The organism is Streptomyces sp. NPDC058001 (assembly GCF_042886315.1).
GTDB lineage: Bacteria > Actinomycetota > Actinomycetes > Streptomycetales > Streptomycetaceae > Streptomyces.
This window is the reverse complement of record NZ_JBHVQT010000002.1, coordinates 421760-439879: the sequence shown is the minus strand read 5'-3', so window position 1 is coordinate 439879 and position 18120 is coordinate 421760. Positions and strand designations below refer to the sequence as shown.

At 69.4% G+C, this 18120-nt stretch carries 15 protein-coding genes and 2 tRNA genes; 5 read left to right on the top strand and 12 right to left on the bottom strand.

From position 1 onward, the window contains the following. Positions 1–18 precede the first annotated feature (18 nt). On the top strand, positions 19–966 hold the full coding sequence (locus tag ACFVT5_RS05395; protein ID WP_389881644.1) for a hypothetical protein: 948 nt from the start codon (positions 19–21) through the stop codon (positions 964–966). Positions 967–1045: 79 nt separating this feature from the next. Here the strand turns inward: ACFVT5_RS05395 and clpX are convergent, their stop codons facing one another. From clpX to ACFVT5_RS05370, 5 genes are all read right to left on the bottom strand, one after another. After that, positions 1046–2332 (bottom strand): ATP-dependent Clp protease ATP-binding subunit ClpX, encoded by a 1287-nt coding sequence (gene clpX / locus ACFVT5_RS05390; protein WP_389881642.1) that lies wholly within the window; start codon positions 2330–2332, stop codon positions 1046–1048. A 156-nt stretch (positions 2333–2488) separates the two neighbouring features. Continuing rightward, the gene (locus tag ACFVT5_RS05385) at positions 2489–3169 is read right to left on the bottom strand and encodes an ATP-dependent Clp protease proteolytic subunit (RefSeq protein ID WP_389881640.1); all 681 of its coding nucleotides are present in this window, start codon (positions 3167–3169) and stop codon (positions 2489–2491) included. Between the two features lie 70 nt (positions 3170–3239). Then, complete coding sequence (locus ACFVT5_RS05380; protein WP_389882084.1) at positions 3240–3848, bottom strand: ATP-dependent Clp protease proteolytic subunit; 609 nt, start codon at positions 3846–3848, stop codon at positions 3240–3242. 416 nt (positions 3849–4264) lie between these two features. Beyond that, positions 4265–5662 carry a trigger factor gene (tig, locus tag ACFVT5_RS05375; RefSeq protein ID WP_389881638.1) on the bottom strand — a complete coding sequence of 466 codons (1398 nt, stop codon included), beginning with the start codon at positions 5660–5662 and terminating at the stop codon, positions 4265–4267. 170 nt (positions 5663–5832) lie between these two features. After that, positions 5833–5909 (bottom strand) — tRNA-Pro (locus ACFVT5_RS05370). A 151-nt stretch (positions 5910–6060) separates the two neighbouring features. Between ACFVT5_RS05370 and ACFVT5_RS05365 the strand changes: the two genes are divergently transcribed. Next, positions 6061–6134 (top strand) — tRNA-Gly (locus ACFVT5_RS05365). Between the two features lie 261 nt (positions 6135–6395). On the opposite strand, the gene ACFVT5_RS05360 is transcribed toward ACFVT5_RS05365, so the two are convergent. Then, positions 6396–6590 (bottom strand): hypothetical protein, encoded by a 195-nt coding sequence (locus ACFVT5_RS05360; RefSeq protein ID WP_389881636.1) that lies wholly within the window; start codon positions 6588–6590, stop codon positions 6396–6398. 645 nt (positions 6591–7235) lie between these two features. On the opposite strand from ACFVT5_RS05360, the gene ACFVT5_RS05355 reads away from it, so the two are divergent. Beyond that, positions 7236–8495 carry an acyltransferase family protein gene (locus ACFVT5_RS05355; protein WP_389881634.1) on the top strand — a complete coding sequence of 420 codons (1260 nt, stop codon included), beginning with the start codon at positions 7236–7238 and terminating at the stop codon, positions 8493–8495. 1 nt (position 8496) lies between these two features. Here the strand turns inward: ACFVT5_RS05355 and ACFVT5_RS05350 are convergent, their stop codons facing one another. The 3 genes from ACFVT5_RS05350 to ACFVT5_RS05340 form a co-directional block, all read right to left on the bottom strand. Beyond that, a complete protein-coding gene (locus ACFVT5_RS05350) occupies positions 8497–8952 on the bottom strand; it encodes an HD domain-containing protein (protein ID WP_389881632.1) in 456 nt (151 codons plus the stop codon). 137 nt (positions 8953–9089) lie between these two features. Further along, positions 9090–11600 carry an FtsX-like permease family protein gene (locus ACFVT5_RS05345; protein WP_389881630.1) on the bottom strand — a complete coding sequence of 837 codons (2511 nt, stop codon included), beginning with the start codon at positions 11598–11600 and terminating at the stop codon, positions 9090–9092. Beyond that, positions 11600–12460 (bottom strand): ABC transporter ATP-binding protein, encoded by an 861-nt coding sequence (locus ACFVT5_RS05340; protein ID WP_389881628.1) that lies wholly within the window; start codon positions 12458–12460, stop codon positions 11600–11602. Before ACFVT5_RS05340 ends, ACFVT5_RS05345 begins: the two co-directional genes overlap by 1 nt. A 329-nt stretch (positions 12461–12789) precedes the next feature. Here ACFVT5_RS05340 and ACFVT5_RS05335 point away from each other — a divergent pair, with 329 nt between their 5' ends. Further along, entirely contained in the window at positions 12790–13986 is a 1197-nt protein-coding gene (locus ACFVT5_RS05335) for a cation:proton antiporter (protein ID WP_389881626.1), read from the top strand. Positions 13987–14121: 135 nt separating this feature from the next. On the opposite strand, the gene ACFVT5_RS05330 is transcribed toward ACFVT5_RS05335, so the two are convergent. Beyond that, positions 14122–15270: a PP2C family protein-serine/threonine phosphatase gene (locus ACFVT5_RS05330; RefSeq protein ID WP_389881624.1), complete on the bottom strand. Its 1149-nt coding sequence runs from the start codon at positions 15268–15270 to the stop codon at positions 14122–14124. A gap of 130 nt (positions 15271–15400) precedes the next feature. Here ACFVT5_RS05330 and ACFVT5_RS05325 point away from each other — a divergent pair, with 130 nt between their 5' ends. Next, a complete protein-coding gene (locus tag ACFVT5_RS05325) occupies positions 15401–16630 on the top strand; it encodes a GNAT family N-acetyltransferase (RefSeq protein ID WP_389881622.1) in 1230 nt (409 codons plus the stop codon). A gap of 20 nt (positions 16631–16650) precedes the next feature. Here ACFVT5_RS05325 and ACFVT5_RS05320 read toward each other — a convergent pair whose 3' ends face one another. Together ACFVT5_RS05320 and ACFVT5_RS05315 are read right to left on the bottom strand one after the other, a co-directional pair. Then, a complete protein-coding gene (locus ACFVT5_RS05320; protein WP_389881620.1) occupies positions 16651–17460 on the bottom strand; it encodes an Fpg/Nei family DNA glycosylase in 810 nt (269 codons plus the stop codon). A 173-nt stretch (positions 17461–17633) separates the two neighbouring features. Beyond that, complete coding sequence (locus ACFVT5_RS05315; protein ID WP_389881618.1) at positions 17634–18119, bottom strand: ribose-5-phosphate isomerase; 486 nt, start codon at positions 18117–18119, stop codon at positions 17634–17636. Position 18120: the final 1 nt, after the last annotated feature.

Below are 18120 nucleotides of genomic sequence, written 5' to 3'. Positions count from 1 at the left end.
CTGGAGGGGAACCCACGCATGAGCCACAACCAGCCGGGCCCGTACGGCGGGCAGCCCCAGCAGCCCGGACCGTACGGTCAGCCGGGACCCTACGGCCAGCAGCCGCAGGCACCCCAGCCCGGCTACGGATATCCGCAGCAGGCCCCACCGCCACAGCCCGGTTACGGATACCCGCAGCAGCCCCCGCAGGGTGTACCGCCCCAGACACCCCCGTACGGCCAGCCCGGCCAGCCCGGCTACGGCCAGCAGCCCCCGCAGCAGCCCCCCTACGGCTACCCGCAGCCCCCCGCCCCGGGCGGCGGCAAGAAGAAGACGGGCCTGATCATCGGCGCGGTGGCCGTCGTGGCGGCGATCGGTGTGGCGGCGTATTTCGTCCTGGGGAAGGACGGATCCTCCTCCGTCGCGGACGACGGGCCGCACAAGCTGACCACGCCGGCCACCGTGATCAACGGTGAGTACAAGCGCATGGGCGAGGACAAGCCGCCCGAGGACGCCACGTCGAAGGACACGGAGGATCTCGCCAAGGGCGGGGTCACCGACGCCAAGGGCGTCCAGGCCGTGTACTCGACGATCGATCTCAGCAACCCCAGCGACATCGATCCGACCGACATCGCGGGATCGAAGGCCGTTTCCTTCTTGGGTCTTTACGGCAAGGTCAAGGACCCGGAGGCAGCGATCGACAGTGCCTTCGCGAGCATGAAGAAGAACAAGGACTCCAAGCTGACGTTCGTCGGCAGCGCGGAGTCGGTCAGTCCGGACGGCCTCGACGGTGCCGTCATGAAGTGTCAGAAGGCCCAGGCCGAGAACACCCAGACGAGCAAGACCGACACCCAGTACATGTGCATGTGGGCCGACTACAGCACGATCGGCCTGGCGGTCCCCGCAGCGGGTGGCACGGGCATCCCCCTCGACGCCTCAGCGAAGGTCGCGGCGGACCTGCGCAAGGACATACGCGTCAAGATCTGACAGCCGCACGCATGACGAAAGGGGCCCGGTCATCGGACCGGGCCCCTTTCGTGTCACGCCGTTCTCTGTTCGCCTCGTGTCACGCCGTTTTCTGTTCGCCCGGTCCGCGGCCTCGGGCGTCGCGGGGGATCAGGGTGGGGTTGACGTTGGAGTGGACCGCTTCGGCGGTGATGACGACGCGGGCGACATCCTTGCGGGACGGCACCTCGTACATCACCGACTGGAGGACCTCCTCCATGATGGCGCGCAGGCCACGCGCGCCGGTCTGCCGGAGGATGGCCTGGTCGGCGATGGCCTCCAGGGCCTCCCGCTCGAAGTCCAGCTCCACACCGTCAAGTTCGAAGAGGCGCTGGTACTGCTTCATCAGCGCGTTCCGCGGCTCCACCAGGATCTGGAGGAGCGCCTCGCGGTCCAGGTTGTGGACCGAGGTGATGACGGGCAGCCGGCCGATGAACTCCGGGATCATCCCGAACTTCACCAGGTCCTCGGGCATGACGTCCTCGAACTGGTCCTTGGCCTGCAGCTCCCGCTTCGAGCGGATCGTCGCCCCGAAGCCGATGCCCTTGGCGCCCGCCCGGGACTCGATGATCTTCTCAAGCCCGGAGAAGGCACCGCCCACGATGAACAGGACGTTCGTCGTGTCGATCTGGATGAACTCCTGGTGCGGGTGCTTGCGCCCGCCCTGCGGGGGGACCGACGCGGTCGTGCCCTCCAGGATCTTCAGCAGCGCCTGCTGCACGCCCTCGCCGGAGACGTCACGCGTGATCGACGGATTCTCGCTCTTGCGGGCGACCTTGTCGATCTCATCGATGTAGATGATGCCGGTCTCGGCCTTCTTGACGTCGTAGTCCGCGGCCTGGATCAGCTTCAGCAGAATGTTCTCGACGTCCTCGCCGACATAACCCGCCTCCGTCAGCGCCGTCGCGTCGGCGATGGCGAACGGGACGTTCAGCATCCGGGCCAGTGTCTGCGCCAGGAGGGTCTTGCCGGAACCGGTGGGCCCCAGCAGGAGGATGTTGGACTTCGCCAACTCGATGACGTCCTCACGCCCTTGGCCCGTGCCGTTGCCACCGGCCTGGACTCGCTTGTAGTGGTTGTACACCGCGACCGAGAGGGCCTTCTTCGCGGCCTCCTGGCCGACGACATAGCCCTCAAGGAACTCGTAGATCTCGCGGGGCTTGGGCAGTTCCTCCCAGCGCACCTCGCTCGTCTCGGCGAGTTCCTCCTCGATGATCTCGTTGCAGAGGTCGATGCACTCGTCGCAGATGTACACACCGGGGCCTGCGATGAGCTTCTTGACCTGCTTCTGGCTCTTGCCACAGAACGAGCACTTGAGCAGATCGCCGCCGTCACCGATGCGTGCCACGAGGTGCTTCCCCTTCGCCTGGGAGACGCTCGCGTAAGCGACTCCTGGTGCCTCATATCCGACGGTACCTTGCCGGGCCCCCCGTTCGGGCCCCCCTTGGCGCGGTTCACTTTGATGTGCACCACGCCAAGGGGCGGCAAATGGTGTCGTGGTGGGTCAGACGACCGCGTTGTTGTTCATCTTCCGGGTGGAGATGATCTGGTCGATCAGGCCGTAGGACAGCGCGTCCTCGGCCGTCAGGATCTTGTCACGCTCGATGTCCTCGCGGATCTTCTCGATCGGCGTGGTCGAGTGCTTGGCGAGCATCTCCTCCAGTTGCGCACGCATCCGGAGGATCTCGTTCGCGGCGATCTCCAGGTCGGAGACCTGACCGCGGCCCGTCTCGCTGTACGGCTGGTGGATCAGCACGCGCGCGTTGGGCAGCGCCATGCGCTTGCCGGGCGTACCGGCGGCGAGCAGGATCGCCGCGGCCGACGCGGCCTGGCCCATGCACACCGTCTGGACGTCCGGCTTCACGAACTGCATCGTGTCGTAGATCGCGGTGAGCGCCGTGAAGGAGCCGCCGGGGCTGTTGATGTAGACGGAGATGTCACGGTCGGGATCCATCGACTCCAGGCACAGCAGCTGCGCCATGACGTCGTTGGCCGACGCGTCGTCGATCTGCACCCCGAGGAAGATCACCCGCTCCTCGAAGAGCTTCGCGTACGGGTCGTACTCGCGCACGCCCTGCGAGGTGCGCTCGACGAAGCGCGGGATGACATAGCGGGACTCGGCCGTGGGGCCGGTGTACTGGGCCTGCGGACGGTCGTAGAGGCCGCTGCCGGGGAAGTCGTTCACTGTCTCTCCTGAAAGGGGCTGAGGCGGTCGGCTGTGGCTTCGGGGGCCGGCGGACGAGGTGGTTTCCCCGTCACGCCGCCCCGGTGCCGCCGCCGCCCGGCATACCGGCCGCGGTGGGCATGATGTCGTCGATCAGGCCGTACTCCTTGGCCTCGATCGGGTCGAACCAGCGGTCGCGGTCCGAGTCGCGAGTGATCTGCTCGACGGACTGGCCGGTGTGGAAGGAGGTCAGCTCCGCCATCCGCTTCTTGGTGTGCAGCAGGCGCTCGGCGTGGATCTTGATGTCCGACGCGGAGCCGGCGAGGCCCGCCGACGGCTGATGGATCAGGATCTCCGCGTTCGGCAGCGCGAAGCGCTTGCCAGGGGTGCCCGCGCTCAGCAGGAACTGGCCCATCGAGGCCGCCATGCCCATGGCGATCGTCACCACATCGTTCTTGATGTACTGCATGGTGTCGTAGATCGCCATGCCCGCGGTGATCGAGCCACCGGGGCTGTTGATGTAGAGATAGATGTCCTTCTCCGGGTCGGAGGCAAGGAGCAGCAGCTGCGCCGTGATCTTGTTGGCGATGTCGTCGTCGACCGCCTGGCCGAGGAAGATGATCCGCTCGCCGAGCAGCCGGTTGTAGACCTGGTCGCCGAGGCCACCACCGATGGAGGGGTCGCCGGCGGCGGAGGGCATCAGATTCGTCACGTATCCACCTGCTCGTCTTACGACGGCGCCGGGCCGTCTCACGTCTTCTGCTGGGGCGTGGAGCCCCACGTCCGCGCCGCCCCTCGGCGACCACGGGGACTCCCCTGCCCTCGTATTCATGGACCCTAACGCGCAGGCGGCCGGGGTCCATCCCGCACAGGGAACTGTTCGCTGTGAGCGCAGGTCGCCACGCTTGGCCTGACCCGTTGTCCCTGACTGCCGTTGCCTTCGCGGGCGCCGGTGCCCGGGGCTGTGGCTCCCGTGGCCTGGGGAGGCACCGTCGCATCGGTGCTGCGCCCACCGCGGCCCGGAGTGCCGGTGCGCCGGAAGGTGGGGGTGGGGGTACGCCGAAGGGCCCGGGAGCGGTGTTGTCCGGTCCAGGGCCCTTCGGCGTACGGGGTGGATCAGGCGTCGGCCTTGGGCTCCGCTGCCTCGTCCGAGGGGGCGGCGTCGGCGGGGGCGGCGTCGGCGGGGGCCTCCGTCTCCTCCTCCTCGTCGTCCAGGTCCACGACCTCACCGTTCGTGTCCTTGACGGTCGCGGCCTCGACCACGACGGCCAGCGCCTTGCCCCGGGCGACCTCGCCCACGAGCATCGGCACCTGGTTGCCCTCGACAACCGCCTGCGCGAACTGGTCCGGAGACATACCGGAGGACGCAGCACGCCGCATGAGGTGCTCGGTCAGCTCCTCCTGGTTGACGTTCAGCTTCTCCTTGTTGACCAGCTCGTCGAGGACGAACTGCGTCTTGATGCCCTTGACCGCGGCTTCCTTGGTCTCGGTGTCGAACTCCTCGGCGGTCTTGCCCTGGATCTCCAGGTACTTGTCGAGGGTCAGACCCATCTGGCCGAGCTGGTGGTGCTCCAGGTTGTGCTTGCGGGTGTTGATCTCGTCCTCAAGAAGCTTCTCGGGGACGGGCACCTCGACCAGTTCGAGCAGCTTCTCCAGGACCCGCTCCTGCGCCTGGGTCGCCTGGTCGTACTGCTTCATGTTCTCCAGGCGCTTACGGCTGTCGCCGCGCAGCTCCTCAAGGGTGTCGAACTCGGAGGCGAGCTGCGCGAACTCGTCGTCCAGCTCGGGCAGTTCACGGGCGGCGACCTGGGCGACCTTGACGGTGACCTCGGCCTCCTTGCCCTCGGCGGTGCCGCCCTTCAGCTCGGAGGTGAAGGTGGTCTCGCCACCGGCCTCCAGGCCCTTCACGGCGTCGTCGATGCCGTCGAGCAGCTCACCGGAGCCGATGGTGTAGGAGACGTCCTTGGCGACGCCGTCCTCCAGCACCTCGCCGTCGACCTTGGCCTCCAGGTCGATCGTGACGACGTCCCCGTCCTGGGCGGCGCGCTCGACCGGCGAGGTGGACGCGAAACGCTCGCGCAGCTCCTCGACGGCCTTGTCGATGTCCTCGTCGGTGACCTCGACCGCGTCGACCTCGACCTCGATGCCGGAGTAGTCCGGGATCTCGATGGTCGGGCGGATGTCGACCTCGGCGGTGAAGTTCAGCGTCTCGCCGTCCTTCAGCTCCGTGATGTCGACCTCGGGCTGGCCGAGCACGTTCAGCTCGGCGTTGTTGACCGCGTCGGTGTAGAACTTCGGGAGCGCGTCGTTGACGGCCTCCTCCAGGACTGCCCCGCGGCCGAACCGCTGGTCGATGACGCGGGCCGGAATCTTGCCCTTCCTGAACCCCTTCACCGTGACCTGCTGGTTGATCTTCTTGTACGCCGCGTCGAGGCTGTCCTTGAGCTCCTCGAAGGGCACCTCGACAGTGAGCCGAACCCGGGTCGGGTTCAGGGTCTCCACGGCGCTCTTCACGGTTCGGTCTCCTTGTGGCTGACTTCTTGAGGGTTCTGCCGGCCGCTCCCGGATCGGAGAGCCTCGGCGGATTCGCGCCCTGAGAGACGTTCGGAAACGTGCGGACACACGGGCGCGCAGTTTGCATAGTAGCCGCAGGCGGTACACGCCCCAAAAGGTGAGCTTGCTGCTGGTCGGGGTGGCGGGATTTGAACCCACGGCCTTCCGCTCCCAAAGCGGACGCGCTACCAAGCTGCGCCACACCCCGTCGGTGCGACACGTAGGGTACATGCCCACAGGCGGTGCGGCTCCCGCATTACGCGACGCCCCCCTCAGGGCGGGAATACGGTGTGCGGCGAGGGGGTCCGACCCGCTACGATGCTGCCTGTGCCGCGGTCCGTGACCTGCGGCGCGACTGTGCGGGCGTAGCTCAATGGTAGAGCCCTAGTCTTCCAAACTAGCTACGCGGGTTCGATTCCCGTCGCCCGCTCCATCGGCTTCCGGCCCGGTCACCGCGCTCATCCGCGGGACCGGGCCGAAGTCGTTTCCGGGGATTCGGGGCGGCTGTGCGAGGGCGCGCGGGGGCACGTGGGGGTTATCGGGGGCGCACGAGGGTCACTCCGGGAGCGTGGGGCGCATCTGTCCGGAATCCGCCGGTCCAGATCACCCCAACCGCCCCGCAGGCACCCTGATCACCACGACCGCCCGCCGACTCCGGTCCCCGCTGAGACCCCGGAGCCCCCCGACTGCTCGGTCAGAAGCTGATCGAGTTGATCGTCTGGGCTATGGAGTCGAGGAACCGTTGGATCGACGGCGCCATCCCGCTCGACGCGAGGAAGAAGCCGAAGAGCACCGCGACGATCGCGGGCCCCGCCTTGATGGATCCCCCGCGGATCAGCACCACAAGGATGATCGCCAACAGCAGTACCACTGACAGCGAAATGGCCACACTGATCACACACCCTCGGTCGGTCCGCTCTCCCGGCCCGGGGGTACGCGCACGCACACCCCCGCCAGAACCATCGTGCCACCAACCCGCCCGGCCTATGCGACAGGTGACGCATCGTCGGCCACGCGCGCGTGTGCGAGACATCGGCCGGACGGCACCACTGGCGTACGGACAGCGGTGTGACCGGTGAACCGGAGCCGCCCGCAAGGGAATTCGGCGAACACGCCCGAACCATAATTCACCCTGATCGTTTCCAGGTCCACACATCGTGTTCGCAGGTAATTCGAATAGTCGCCGACAGCACATCACCGCCCCCATCAACACCGCTCCGGCAGTGGGGCATACACCAACGAACCTGACATCCCACTGGAGTCGGCCGCAGGCGTTATGCCCTATTTAAGGGGGATGAGAGTGGACGTACCCGTCAATATCGGTGCAGCGTAGAAAGATTCACGCCGACAGGAGGACTTCCCCGAATCCTGGGTACCCGCACGGCATGCAAGGAAATCACCGGGAAAAGTCAGGAGAGGTTTTACGGAATCCCACCACCGACGCTAAGGTGCCTCAGATGTTTCACATTGCCACGCCCCGAGCGGGTGCGGTGAGGTCCCGGGTCGTCTCCCCCAGCTCATGGTGGGAGGGCCTGTGACGAACTCGCTGCGACCGCACGGCCACTCCGGCGGACCGCTCCCCGAGGCCAGGGAGCCCACCGACTCAATGCCCGGCCCCCACTCCCCCGGCTCGACGGCTCCCCGCCCCGCACCCTCCCGCTCCGCATCCCCCCGCACGGCGGCCTCTTCCCCCGCCCCTGCCGCCCCCGAGCGGCAGCGCGACGCGTTCTTCGACAACGCGAAGTACCTCGCGATCGTCCTGGTCGCGATGGGCCACGCATGGGAACCCCTGACGGACACCGGCCGCACGGCCGAGGCGCTCTACATGACCGTCTACACCTTCCACATGCCGGCCTTCATCCTCATCTCCGGCTACTTCTCCCGCAGTTTCGACATGCGGCCCGACCGGCTGCGCCGGCTGATCACCGGAATCGCCGTCCCCTACGTCCTCTTCGAGGTCGCCTACACCTTCTTCAAACGGTGGGCCGACGACGATCCCACGCAGCCCATCAGCCTGCTCGACCCCTGGTACCTCACCTGGTTCCTGATCGCCCTGTTCATCTGGCGGCTCACCACACCCCTTTGGAAGATCGTCCGTTGGCCGGTGCCGCTCGCCCTCGCCATCGCCGTCCTCGCGTCGGTCTCCCCGGACATCGGCGACGACCTGGACCTTCAGCGCGTACTGCAGTTCCTGCCCTTCTTCGTCGTCGGTCTCTTCATGCGGCCGGAGCACTTCCAGCTGCTGCGGCGCCGCGAGATCAGACTCCTCGCGCTGCCGGTATTCGCCGGTGCGCTCGCCGTCGCCTACTGGGCCGCTCCGCGCATGAACACCGCCTGGTTCTACCACCGTGACAGCGCCCAGGAACTGGGCGCGCCCTGGTGGGCCGGTGTCGTGATGACCCTCGCGCTCTTCGGCGCCTCGATGGTCCTCACCGCCTGCTTCTTCGCCTGGGTGCCACGGCGGCGGATGTGGTTCACGGTCCTCGGCGCGGGCACGCTGTACGGCTATCTGCTGCACGGCTTCCTCGCCAAGGGTTCCCGCTTCTGGGGCTGGTACGACGCCTACGCCTGGCTGCGCGAGCCCTACGGCCAGGTGTTCGCGACACTCGTCGCCGCCGTCGTCGTGACCCTCCTGTGCACCCCTCCCGTACGGCGTGTGTTCCGTTTCGCCATGGAACCCACCATGGCGTGGGCCTTCAAACGCGACGCCACGGAACTGGCCCGCGACCGCACCGACGGCAAACACACCGTCCGCACCGACCGCACCGACCGCACCACGAAGACCTCCGTCTGAGTCAGAGTGGCGGCAGGCCCAGGAGTCGGCGCATCGCCGCGTACTTACGACTCAGCCGCGCGCGGGTGTGTTCGTCGAGTACCGCGAGACGGGCCGGGTCGGCGTTGTGCGCGAGGTCCGACTCCTTGACCACGAGGGCCCCCGGGGTGTCCAGGATCCGCTGGGCGTACGACTCCGGGGGCTCGTCCTCCTGCTTGGTGAGTGCCAGGACGATGGTCTTGGTCAGCGCGGTGAGCGCGGCGCGGTCGAGCCAGTCGGCGCTCAGCGCGTCGTCCTCGACGGCGTCATGGAGCCAGGCCGCGGCGATCTGCTCCTCGGAACCGCCCCGGTCACGCACCCCTTCGGCCACCGCCTGGAGATGCTCGCTGTACGGGCGGCCCGCCTTGTCGGTCTGCCCGGAGTGCGCCTCCCGGGCCAGTGCCTCGACCTCGGCCAGGGTCAGATACGGCTGCGGCATGCGAGCCCCTCTTCCGGTGTTCCGTGTCACTGCCGCCGACCCTAACCACGCCCGGCCCCCGGCTCCATCGCCCGGGGTGCCGAACCCCTCTCTCCACCGGTCCGGCTCACCCCCGTACGGCGCCCCCTTCCGCCGGCTCAGCCGCGTGCGTCCGCCGCGCGCAGGGCCGCCCGTGCGGGAAGCGTGGCCGCGGTGAGGCCGAGGACGACGATCGCCGCCGCGAAGGATCCGTACACCAGCGGGGGTATGTACGGGCTCTCGCCGGTCAGGCCCTTCATCATCGGCACCAGGGTGGCGAGCGCGATCGCCGTGCCCAAGGCGATGCCGGCCACCGCGACGAGCAGGGCCTCCCAGCGGATCATCCGCATCACCTGGCGGCGGGTGGAGCCGATCAGGCGGAGGGTGCCCAGTTCGCTGCGGCGCGCGAGGACCGTCATCACCAGGGTGTTGCCGGCGGCGACGGCCGCGAAGCCGCCGAGCACGGCCGCCATGGTGGTGTTCGCCCAGGCGTTCAGCTCCCGGTCGAGGGAGGCCGCGGCGGTGTAGTCGCCCGGGTCCAGGACCGTACCGAGACCGGCGAGCGCGTCGGCGCTGCCGCCCTTCGTCCATATCTCCATGTCGGACGCGTCGGAGACATGGCGGACCAAGTCGTCCCGGGAAAGGGTGACTTGGGACAGGCCAAGGCCCCGGCCATAGGTCGCGGTGACCAGTGGGGACGCCTCGGTGCCGTCCGGCAGCGTGAGCCGCAGTCGGTCGCCGACCTCGACATGGGCCGAGCGGGCGAGGCCCGCGTCCAGGGCGATCCGGCCCGGCCGCAGGTCCAGGGCGCCCTCGCGGACGTCCAGGTCCTGTACCCGGGTCAGGTCCCGGGCCGAGGCGGTGACGCCCTGGGTGGACGCGGATTGCAGCCAGCGGTCACCGCCGGAGCCCACCGGGACCAGGACGGAGGTCTTCAGGAGGCCCACGGCCGCCGTGACCCCGGGCCGACCGGCCGCCTCGGTGACCGCTCCGGGTGCCGACCCTTCGGCCGGGCGCACGATGTGGTCGGCGACGATGCCGGCCCGCTGCTGGCGCTCAGTGGCCCGGTCCTCGCTGGTGTGCATGAACACAAGCGTCGACGAGAAGGCCATCGCCAGCACGATCGGGGTGATCGCGGAGGCCAGACGGCGGGCGTTGCTACGGGAGTTGGCGGCGGCGAGCGAACCGGACGCTCCCGCGCCGCGCAGCGGAAGCCCGAACAGCCCGGCACAGGCGCGGGCCACCAGCGGCCCGAGCAGGGCGACGGCGAGCATGAAGAGCATGACGACGCCCAGCGCGGCGTTCGCCGCGTCCTCACCGGTCGCGGACGCGGCGAGCCCGGCGCACACACAGCCGCCGACGGCCGCCGCGAGGCCCAGTGGCGTACGGATCCAGCCGGGACGCAGGCGCTCCGTCGCCGCCTCGGCCAGCGCCTGTCCCGGCTTGATACGGGACGGGCGGAACGCGGCCGACCAGCCCGCGACGAGCGCGGTGACCAGCACGGTGCCGACGACGACCACCAGCGGGATCCAGGACACGGTGAGATCGACCGCGCGCGGGATCGCCCCCTTGTCCTGGAGTTGCCCGAACCACCAGGTGGCCAGGACGATGCCGGGCAGACAGCCGAGCAGTCCGGCGAGGGGTGCGACGAGGAGTGCCTCGGTGGCGACGGTGCGGCGGATCTGTCGTGGTGTGGTGCCGATCGCCCGCAGCAGCGCGAACTCGCGGGCCCGCTGCCCCACGGAGAGCGCGACCGTACCGGCGGCGGTGAAGACGGCGACCATCGTGGCGATGCCGCCGAAGGAGCCCCCGAGTCCGCTGAGGACTTCCTTGGCCCCGGCCAGCGAGGCGTCCTCGACGGCGCCCCGGTCGTCGCCGGTGTGAACCTCGGCCCGCTTGCCGAGGGCCTTGGCGACCTGGGTCTTCAGGGTGGCCGTGCTCACCCCGTCCCGGGGCAGGACGGCGATGGCGTCGATCGTGCCCGGGTGGCCGAAGGCGCCGATCGCCTCGGCGTCCGTGAACCACGCGGTGGGCGTGGCCTCCCTCGCGCCGGGGGTCGCGAGCCCGGAGACACGGAAGGCGCGCGGGCCGTCGGCCGTGGTGAGGGTGATCCGCGCACCCACCTGGGCCCGCTTCCCGGCCGCCGCGTCGGAAGCGCCGGCTGAGGCGGAGACTCCGGTGGTCAGGACCACCTCGCCCCGGCCCGGCTCCCGACCTTCCGTGAGCTTCTCGCCTGTGAACCGGGTCGATCCCCAGCTGTGCCCGGTGTACAGGCCCTGGTCCGACCGCACCGGAAAGGTGACGTCGGCGATCGCCGCTCGCGCGCCCGGTACCGAACCCGCCTTCGCGACCAGGGAGTTGTCCAGCCGGGCGCGGTCCGGGAGGGGCGTCGCGGTGTCGACACGGCTCTCGCCCCCGCCGGTGACGAGGTGGGCCCGCTGGTCGGCCGCGGCCACCACGGGGGCGTCCGCATAGCGGGTGGGCGGCACCGAGGCCCGTAGCCCTGTCTCCAGGAGGATGCCGCAGGCGGCCACGATCATCGCGGCCATCGCGAGCGCGACGAACGTGCCGACGAAGGCCGCCGGTTTGAATCGGACGGCCGCTCGTGCCAGGCCGTTGGGAACGAACATCAGGCCGCCGCCCCCGCCGGGACGCGGACCGTCAGCGCGGTCATGCGGGCGGCGATCCGCTGGGCCGAGGCGCCCTCCAGGCGGTCGGCGATCGAGCCGTCCGCGAGGAAGAGCACACGGTCGGCCCAGGCCGCGGCCCCCGGATCGTGCGTGACCATCACGACCGTGGCACCGAGGTGGTCGACGGCCGAGCGCAGCAGGCCGAGGATCTCGGTGGCCGTCGTGGTGTCGAGGGCGCCGGTCGGCTCGTCGGCGAAGATCACATCGGGTCGGGTGACCAGGGCGCGGGCGATGGCCACGCGCTGCTGCTGGCCGCCGGAGAGCTGCCCGGGACGCCGGCGGCCCTTGTCGCCGAGGCCGACCTGGTCGAGGACCTCGGCGGCGCGGCGGCGGTCGGGGCGGTGGCCCGCGAGCCGCATCGGCAGCACGACGTTCTGCTCGACCGTCAGGGACGGCAGCAGATTGAACGACTGGAAGACGAAGCCGAGGCGGGCGCGGCGCAGGGCCGTCAGACGGTTCTCACTCATACCCGTGATCTCCGTGCCGGCCAGATGGACCGTGCCGTCCGTGGGGCGGTCGAGGCCCGCCGCGCACTGGAGGAAGGTCGACTTGCCGGAGCCGGACGGGCCCATCACGGCGGTGAAACTGCCCCGGGCGAGGGCGACATCGATACCGCGCAGGGCGTGCACGGCGGAACTCCCCCTGCCGTACCGCCTGCGGACGCCGCGCAGTTCGACGGCACGCTGCTCGTACACCGGAACGCCGTCCAGGATCGGGTGGGCCGCCTCCTGGTCCGCGTGAGCCGGGCGCCGCGCCGCTCGCTCCGTCTGTCGCGCGGCACTCTTCCTTCGCAGGGCCATGTCGGGCCACCTTCCGTCCTCGTCCGTCCGGGATCGCTTCCGTGATCGACTTCGCGATCGATGCTTCGACCGTACGGAGCCCAGAACCCTCCGGACCATGAGGTACACCGCCAAGTCGGGGTGGGGAAAACCCCACCTGAAGCCCTGCGGCATCCCTCTCGCCACCCTCGCCGCACCCCTCCCGCCGCTCCCCCGGCACCCGCTCGACACCCGTCCGATACTTTCTATGTCAATCATTTGGTAAGCTAACTATTGACGCTTTCTTGACGCCCTCTTTGCCGTACTCACAAAGGAGGAAGCCCATCGGACACGCAGACACGCTGATCGCCATGGGTGGGGCCTTTCTCGCCGCCGCCGTCCTCGCGCGGCTCGGCGGCCGTATCGGACTGCCCACCATTCCGCTCTTCATCCTGGCCGGGATCCTGCTCGGCCCGCACACACCCGGCATCGTGCTGGTCGCCGACCCGCACGACCTGGAGATGCTCTCCGCGCTCGGCCTGGTGCTGCTGCTGTTCTACCTCGGTCTCGAATTCCATCTGGACGACCTCAAAGCCGGTGGCCGCAAGATGGCGCTCGCCGGTGGCACGTATCTCGCGCTGAACGTCGGCGCGGGCCTGGGTTTCGGATTCGCCCTCGGCTGGGGCACCTCCGAGGCGCTGGTTCTCGCCGGAGTCCTGGGTATCTCGTCGTCCGCGATCGTCACCAAAGTGCTCGTCGACACCGGACGCCTCGGCAACCCCGAGACCAAACCGATCCTCGGCATCATCGTCGTCGAGGACATCTTCCTGGCCCTCTATCTGGCCGCGCTCCAGCCGATCCTGTCCGGCGCCGACAGCCTCGCCTCCGCGGTGATGGACGGCGGCAAAGCCTTCGGGTTCCTGCTGCTGCTCGCGCTCGCGGCCCGATTCGGTACGAAGGTCGTGGGCCGGCTGTTCGCCGTCAAGGACGACGAGCTGCTGGTGATCTCGTTCCTCGGGGCCGCCGTGCTGGTCGCCGGGGTGTCCGAGTGGTTCGGCGTCGCGGACGCGATCGGCGCGTTCATGGTCGGTCTGATGCTCGGCAGTACGTCGTCCGGTGAGCGCATCCGGAAGCTGGTGCACCCGTTGCGGGACGCGTTCGGCGCGATCTTCTTCTTCGCGTTCGGGCTGTCCATCGATCCGGGTGACCTGCCGGTGGTGCTGTGGCCGGTGCTGGCCGCGGTGGCGCTGACGCTCGTCATGAACGTGCTCGCGGGGCTCGGTGCGGCGCGGTTGTACGGGTTCGGGGCCGGGCCCGCGGCGAATATCTCGACGACGCTTCTCGCGCGCGGGGAGTTCGCTTTGATTCTTGCGACGATGGCTGCCGGGGCCTCCGGCATGGACAGTCGGTTGTCGCCGTTCATTGCCGGGTATGTGTTGGTGCTTGCTGTGTTGGGGCCGATGGCGGCCGGGCGTTCGCACTGGCTTGCGCGGATATTGCCTGGTCGGAGGTCTGGGGGCGACGGTCCTAAGGGTGGGAGTCCTGTGCTGGCCGACGCGTCTGTCTGATCGCCGGTGGGGGTTTGTGCCCACCCTCCCCCACTCTCGGCTTCGCTCGAGCGGGAGGGACCCCCATCGCCCTGCGGGACGCCTGCCCACAAACCCGGGGCAAGTACCTGTTCACAAACCAGGGGCAAGTAGCGGTTAGGCGTCTCGGGAGATCAGGAGCAAGGCTCTGTCGTCGTTGACGTCCTTGGCTACTGCTTCGATCAGGTGCCAGGTCGCGCCGTGGAAGCCGCCTGCCACATAGCGGTCGGCTTCTCCGGTGAGGCGGTCCATGCCCTCCGCGATGTCCCGTTCGGAGGTTTCCACCAGGCCGTCCGTGAACAGCATGAGAACGTCGCCGGGGCGCAGGGAACCCTTCATCGGGTCGAACTGCGCCCCGGCGTACACCCCGAGCAGGGGGCCCTCGGCCGCCTTCTCCTCCCAGCGGCCCGAACCCGCGCTGAGCTGGAGGCCCGGCGGGTGTCCCGCCGAGAACAGTTCGTAGTCGCCCGACTCCAGGTCCAGGACCAGATGGATGGAGGTCGCGAAGCCCTCGTCCCAGTCCTGGCGGAGCAGATAGCCGTTGGCGGCGGGCAGGAAGGCGTGCGGCGGCAAGGAGCCGAGGAGACCGCCGAAAGCGCCGGACAGCAGCAACGCGCGCGAGCCCGCGTCCATGCCCTTGCCCGAGACGTCTGTGAGGACGACTTCGAGGGACCGGCCGCCGTTCGTACGGGCCGCCACGACGAAGTCGCCCGAGAAGGACTGGCCGCCCGCGGGCCGCAGCGCCATCTCGCGGTGCCAGCCGCGCGGCAGGGTGGGCAGCTTGCTCTGCACCCGGATGCGTTCGCGCAGGTCGAACAGCATGGTGCCGCCGCGCCGCCAGGGCACCCCGACCCGGCTGCGGAACTGGGCGATGAGCAGTCCGAAGAAGCCACCTGCGGCGACCACCAGGACGACGCCCGGGGTCACCCGGGACGGGCCCTCGGTGTACGGGCCCAGGTGGATGGACTCCACGATCAGGGCGGTGGCCGCAGCCGCGTACAGGCCGAGCAGGCTGGCGGGGCGCAGCAGGAGGCCGCCCGCGACGATGGGGAGGACCAGGGCGGCCGGTGAGCACCACACGGAGTTGATCAGGGTGCCGGCGGCGATCAGTGGGACGGTTATCAGCAGTCCGGCGAGTGCGATCCAGTCGGAACCGTCGCCGCGGAAGTAGTCGACGCCCGATCTACGCATGCCGGTGCGGACCCGGTGCATACGCTTCTTCATCCGGGCCGTGAACGTTTCGGCTTCCGCTCGTCGTCGTGCCATTGCTCGTGGACCCTATCCAGCGCACCAGGCCCTTCGCACGGGAGGTCCCACTTGTCCCCCCTCCGAGGGCCACACGGACCGTGTCGAAATCCACTCGCTCATCCCGCATCGTCCTGATAGGCATGGCGACATGACCACTGAACTACGGGTGCTGGAACCGGCCGACTGGGACGTCTGGTACGGGAAGCTGGAGCTGGCCTTCGGCGGAGTGCGGGAGTCGCCCGAGGAACGCACGCTGTACAACGAACTGACCGAGATGGAACGTTCCATCGGTGTCTGGGACGGTGCCGAGTGCGTGGGCACCGCCGGGGCGTTCACCTTCCGGATGGCGGTCCCGGGCGGCGCCCTGGTGCCCGCCGCGGGCGTCACGATGGTGAGTGTGGCGGCGACCCACCGCAGGCGCGGGGTACTCACCTCGATGATGCGGCGGCAGCTCGACGACGTACGGTCCTGGGGCGAACCGGTGGCGGTCCTGACGGCATCGGAGCCGGTGATCTACGGCCGCTTCGGGTACGGCGTCGGGACGTACCAGATGCGCGCCGAGATCGACACGGACCGGGTCACCCTGTCCGTACCGCCGGGCACGGACGACGTACGGCTGCGGTTCGTGAAGCCCGCGGACGTGCTGGACGCGTGCGAGAGCGTGTACGCGCGACAGGTGACCGGACGGCCCGGGATGCTGGCGCGCCGGCCCGGCTGGGAGCGGCTGCCGCTGCTCGACCCGGAGACCGATCGGCACGGGGCGTCACCCCTGCAGTGCGTGGTGGCGGAGCGCGGCGACGAGATCGTGGGGTACGCGCGCTTCCACAACAAGCCCGAGTGGGACGTGGCGGGCCCCAAGGGCGAGATCATCCTGGAGGATCTGGAGGCACTGGATCCGGCGTCGTACGCGGCGCTGTGGCGGTTCCTGTTCGACATCGACCTCACCTCGACACTGCGGGCGGGCAACCGTCCGGTCGACGACGCCTGGCAGCAGTTGGTCTCGGACATCCGCCGATGCAACGTACGCGCGCGGGACTCACTTCACGTACGGCTCGTGGAGTTGGGGGCGGCGCTTGAGGCGCGGACGTATCAGACGCCCGTCGATGTCGTGTTCGACGTGGAAGACGCCTTCTGTCCCTGGAACGAGGGGCGTTGGCGGCTGACCGGCGACCACAAGGGCGCGTCCTGCAAGCGCACGGACGACGCGCCCGACCTCGCCCTGTCGGTACGGGACTTGGGCTCCGCGTACCTCGGCGGTGTGAGCCTGACGTCGCTGGGCGCGGCCGGGCGGGTACGGGAGGTGCGTCCCGGGGCGCTGTCGGAAGCCTCGGTCGCGTTCGGGTCCGATGTGGCGCCCTGGCTGCCGCACGGGTTCTGACGCCGTCTTGAGGGGGTGCCTCACGCGCGCTGGCAGGTGGGGCACCAGAAGAGGTTCCGGGCGGCGAGACCGGCGGTGCGGATCTCGCCGCCACAGATGTGGCAGGGCTGGTGCGCCCTGCGGTACACGTACACCTCGCCGCCGTGGTCGTCGACGCGCGGCGGGCGGCCCATCGCCTCGGGGGTGTGCTCGGGCCGGACGGTGTCGATCCGGTTCTCGCGGACGCCCTCGCGCATCAGGGCCTTCAGATCGGCCCAGATCGCGTCCCACTCCGCGCGCGTGAGATCGCGGCCCGCGCGGTACGGGTCGATGCCGTGCCGGAACAGGACCTCCGCGCGGTAGACGTTGCCGACGCCCGCGACGACCTTCTGGTCCATGAGCAGCGCAGCGATCGTCGTACGGCTCCGGGAGACACGGTGCCACGCCCGGTCGGGGTCGTCCCCGTCCCGGAGCGGGTCCGGGCCGAGGCGGTCGTGTATCGCCTGCTTCTCGGCTTCCGTGATCAGGGCGCAGGTCGTGGGGCCCCGGAGATCGGCGTACGCGGTGTCGTGCGCGAGCCGGAGGCGGACCGTGTCCGTGGGGGGCGGGATCGGCGGCGTACCGAAGTCCAGCTTGCCGAACAGGCCCAGGTGGATGTGGACCCAGCCGGACGCGGCGAAACCGAGGAAGAGATGTTTGCCGTGGGCGTCGACCTCGGTGAGCGGGGATTTGTCGAGGAGTGCGGCGCTGTCGGCGAACCTGCCCTGGGGGCTGGTCACGTGGACCTCGCGGTCGGCGAAGCGGGTGCGGTGGGCTGCCGCCAGGTGGTGGATCGTGTGCCCTTCCGGCACGGGACGACTCCTCTGCGGTTCGCCGGGGTCTTGTGTTGCCGTGCCGCCGCTGCGCGGCTTTCCCCACCCACCCGCCCATTAGTTGGCGGAAGTTACCAGGGCCCGTTCGCCCGCAGTGGTTGCCGGTGAGAAGTACGGGTGGGTGGGTGGGATCGCCGGTGTGGTGGGGACCGTCAGGGCTGCGGGTGGTGTGGGGGGATCGGGGGGACGGTGCCCGAGGTCTCGTAGGCCGACAGCATGTCGATCCGGCGCTGGTGGCGTGGTTCCGTCGAGAACGGGGTCGTCAGGAAGATCTCCACGAACTTCGTCGCCTCGTCCGTGGTGTGCATCCGGGCACCGACCGCGACGACGTTGGCGTTGTTGTGCTCGCGGCCCAGCGCGGCGGTCTGCTCGCTCCAGGCGAGTGCGGCGCGCACGCCTTTGACCTTGTTCGCCGCGATCTGCTCGCCGTTGCCCGAGCCACCGATCACGATGCCCAGGGCCTCCGGGTCCGCGGCCGTCCGCTCGGCGGTGCGGAGGCAGAACGGCGGGTAGTCGTCCTGGGCGTCATAGATGTGGGGTCCGCAGTCGATCGCCTCGTGGCCATGGGCCGTGAGCCATTCGACCAGGTGGTTCTTGAGTTCATAGCCGGCATGATCCGAGCCGAGGTACACGCGCATG

Coding starts and splice junctions, on each gene's coding strand:
- ACFVT5_RS05345 (WP_389881630.1), bottom strand. CDS start 11,600: ATGTTCGTTCCCAACGGCCTGGCACGAGCGGCCGTCCGATTCAAACCG.
- ACFVT5_RS05380 (WP_389882084.1), bottom strand. CDS start 3,848: ATGCCCTCCGCCGCCGGCGACCCCTCCATCGGTGGTGGCCTCGGCGAC.
- ACFVT5_RS05340 (WP_389881628.1), bottom strand. CDS start 12,460: ATGGCCCTGCGAAGGAAGAGTGCCGCGCGACAGACGGAGCGAGCGGCG.
- ACFVT5_RS05330 (WP_389881624.1), bottom strand. CDS start 15,270: ATGGCACGACGACGAGCGGAAGCCGAAACGTTCACGGCCCGGATGAAG.
- ACFVT5_RS05350 (WP_389881632.1), bottom strand. CDS start 8,952: ATGCCGCAGCCGTATCTGACCCTGGCCGAGGTCGAGGCACTGGCCCGG.
- ACFVT5_RS05335 (WP_389881626.1), top strand. CDS start 12,790: ATGGGTGGGGCCTTTCTCGCCGCCGCCGTCCTCGCGCGGCTCGGCGGC.
- ACFVT5_RS05325 (WP_389881622.1), top strand. CDS start 15,401: ATGACCACTGAACTACGGGTGCTGGAACCGGCCGACTGGGACGTCTGG.
- ACFVT5_RS05395 (WP_389881644.1), top strand. CDS start 19: ATGAGCCACAACCAGCCGGGCCCGTACGGCGGGCAGCCCCAGCAGCCC.
- ACFVT5_RS05315 (WP_389881618.1), bottom strand. CDS start 18,119: ATGCGCGTGTACCTCGGCTCGGATCATGCCGGCTATGAACTCAAGAAC.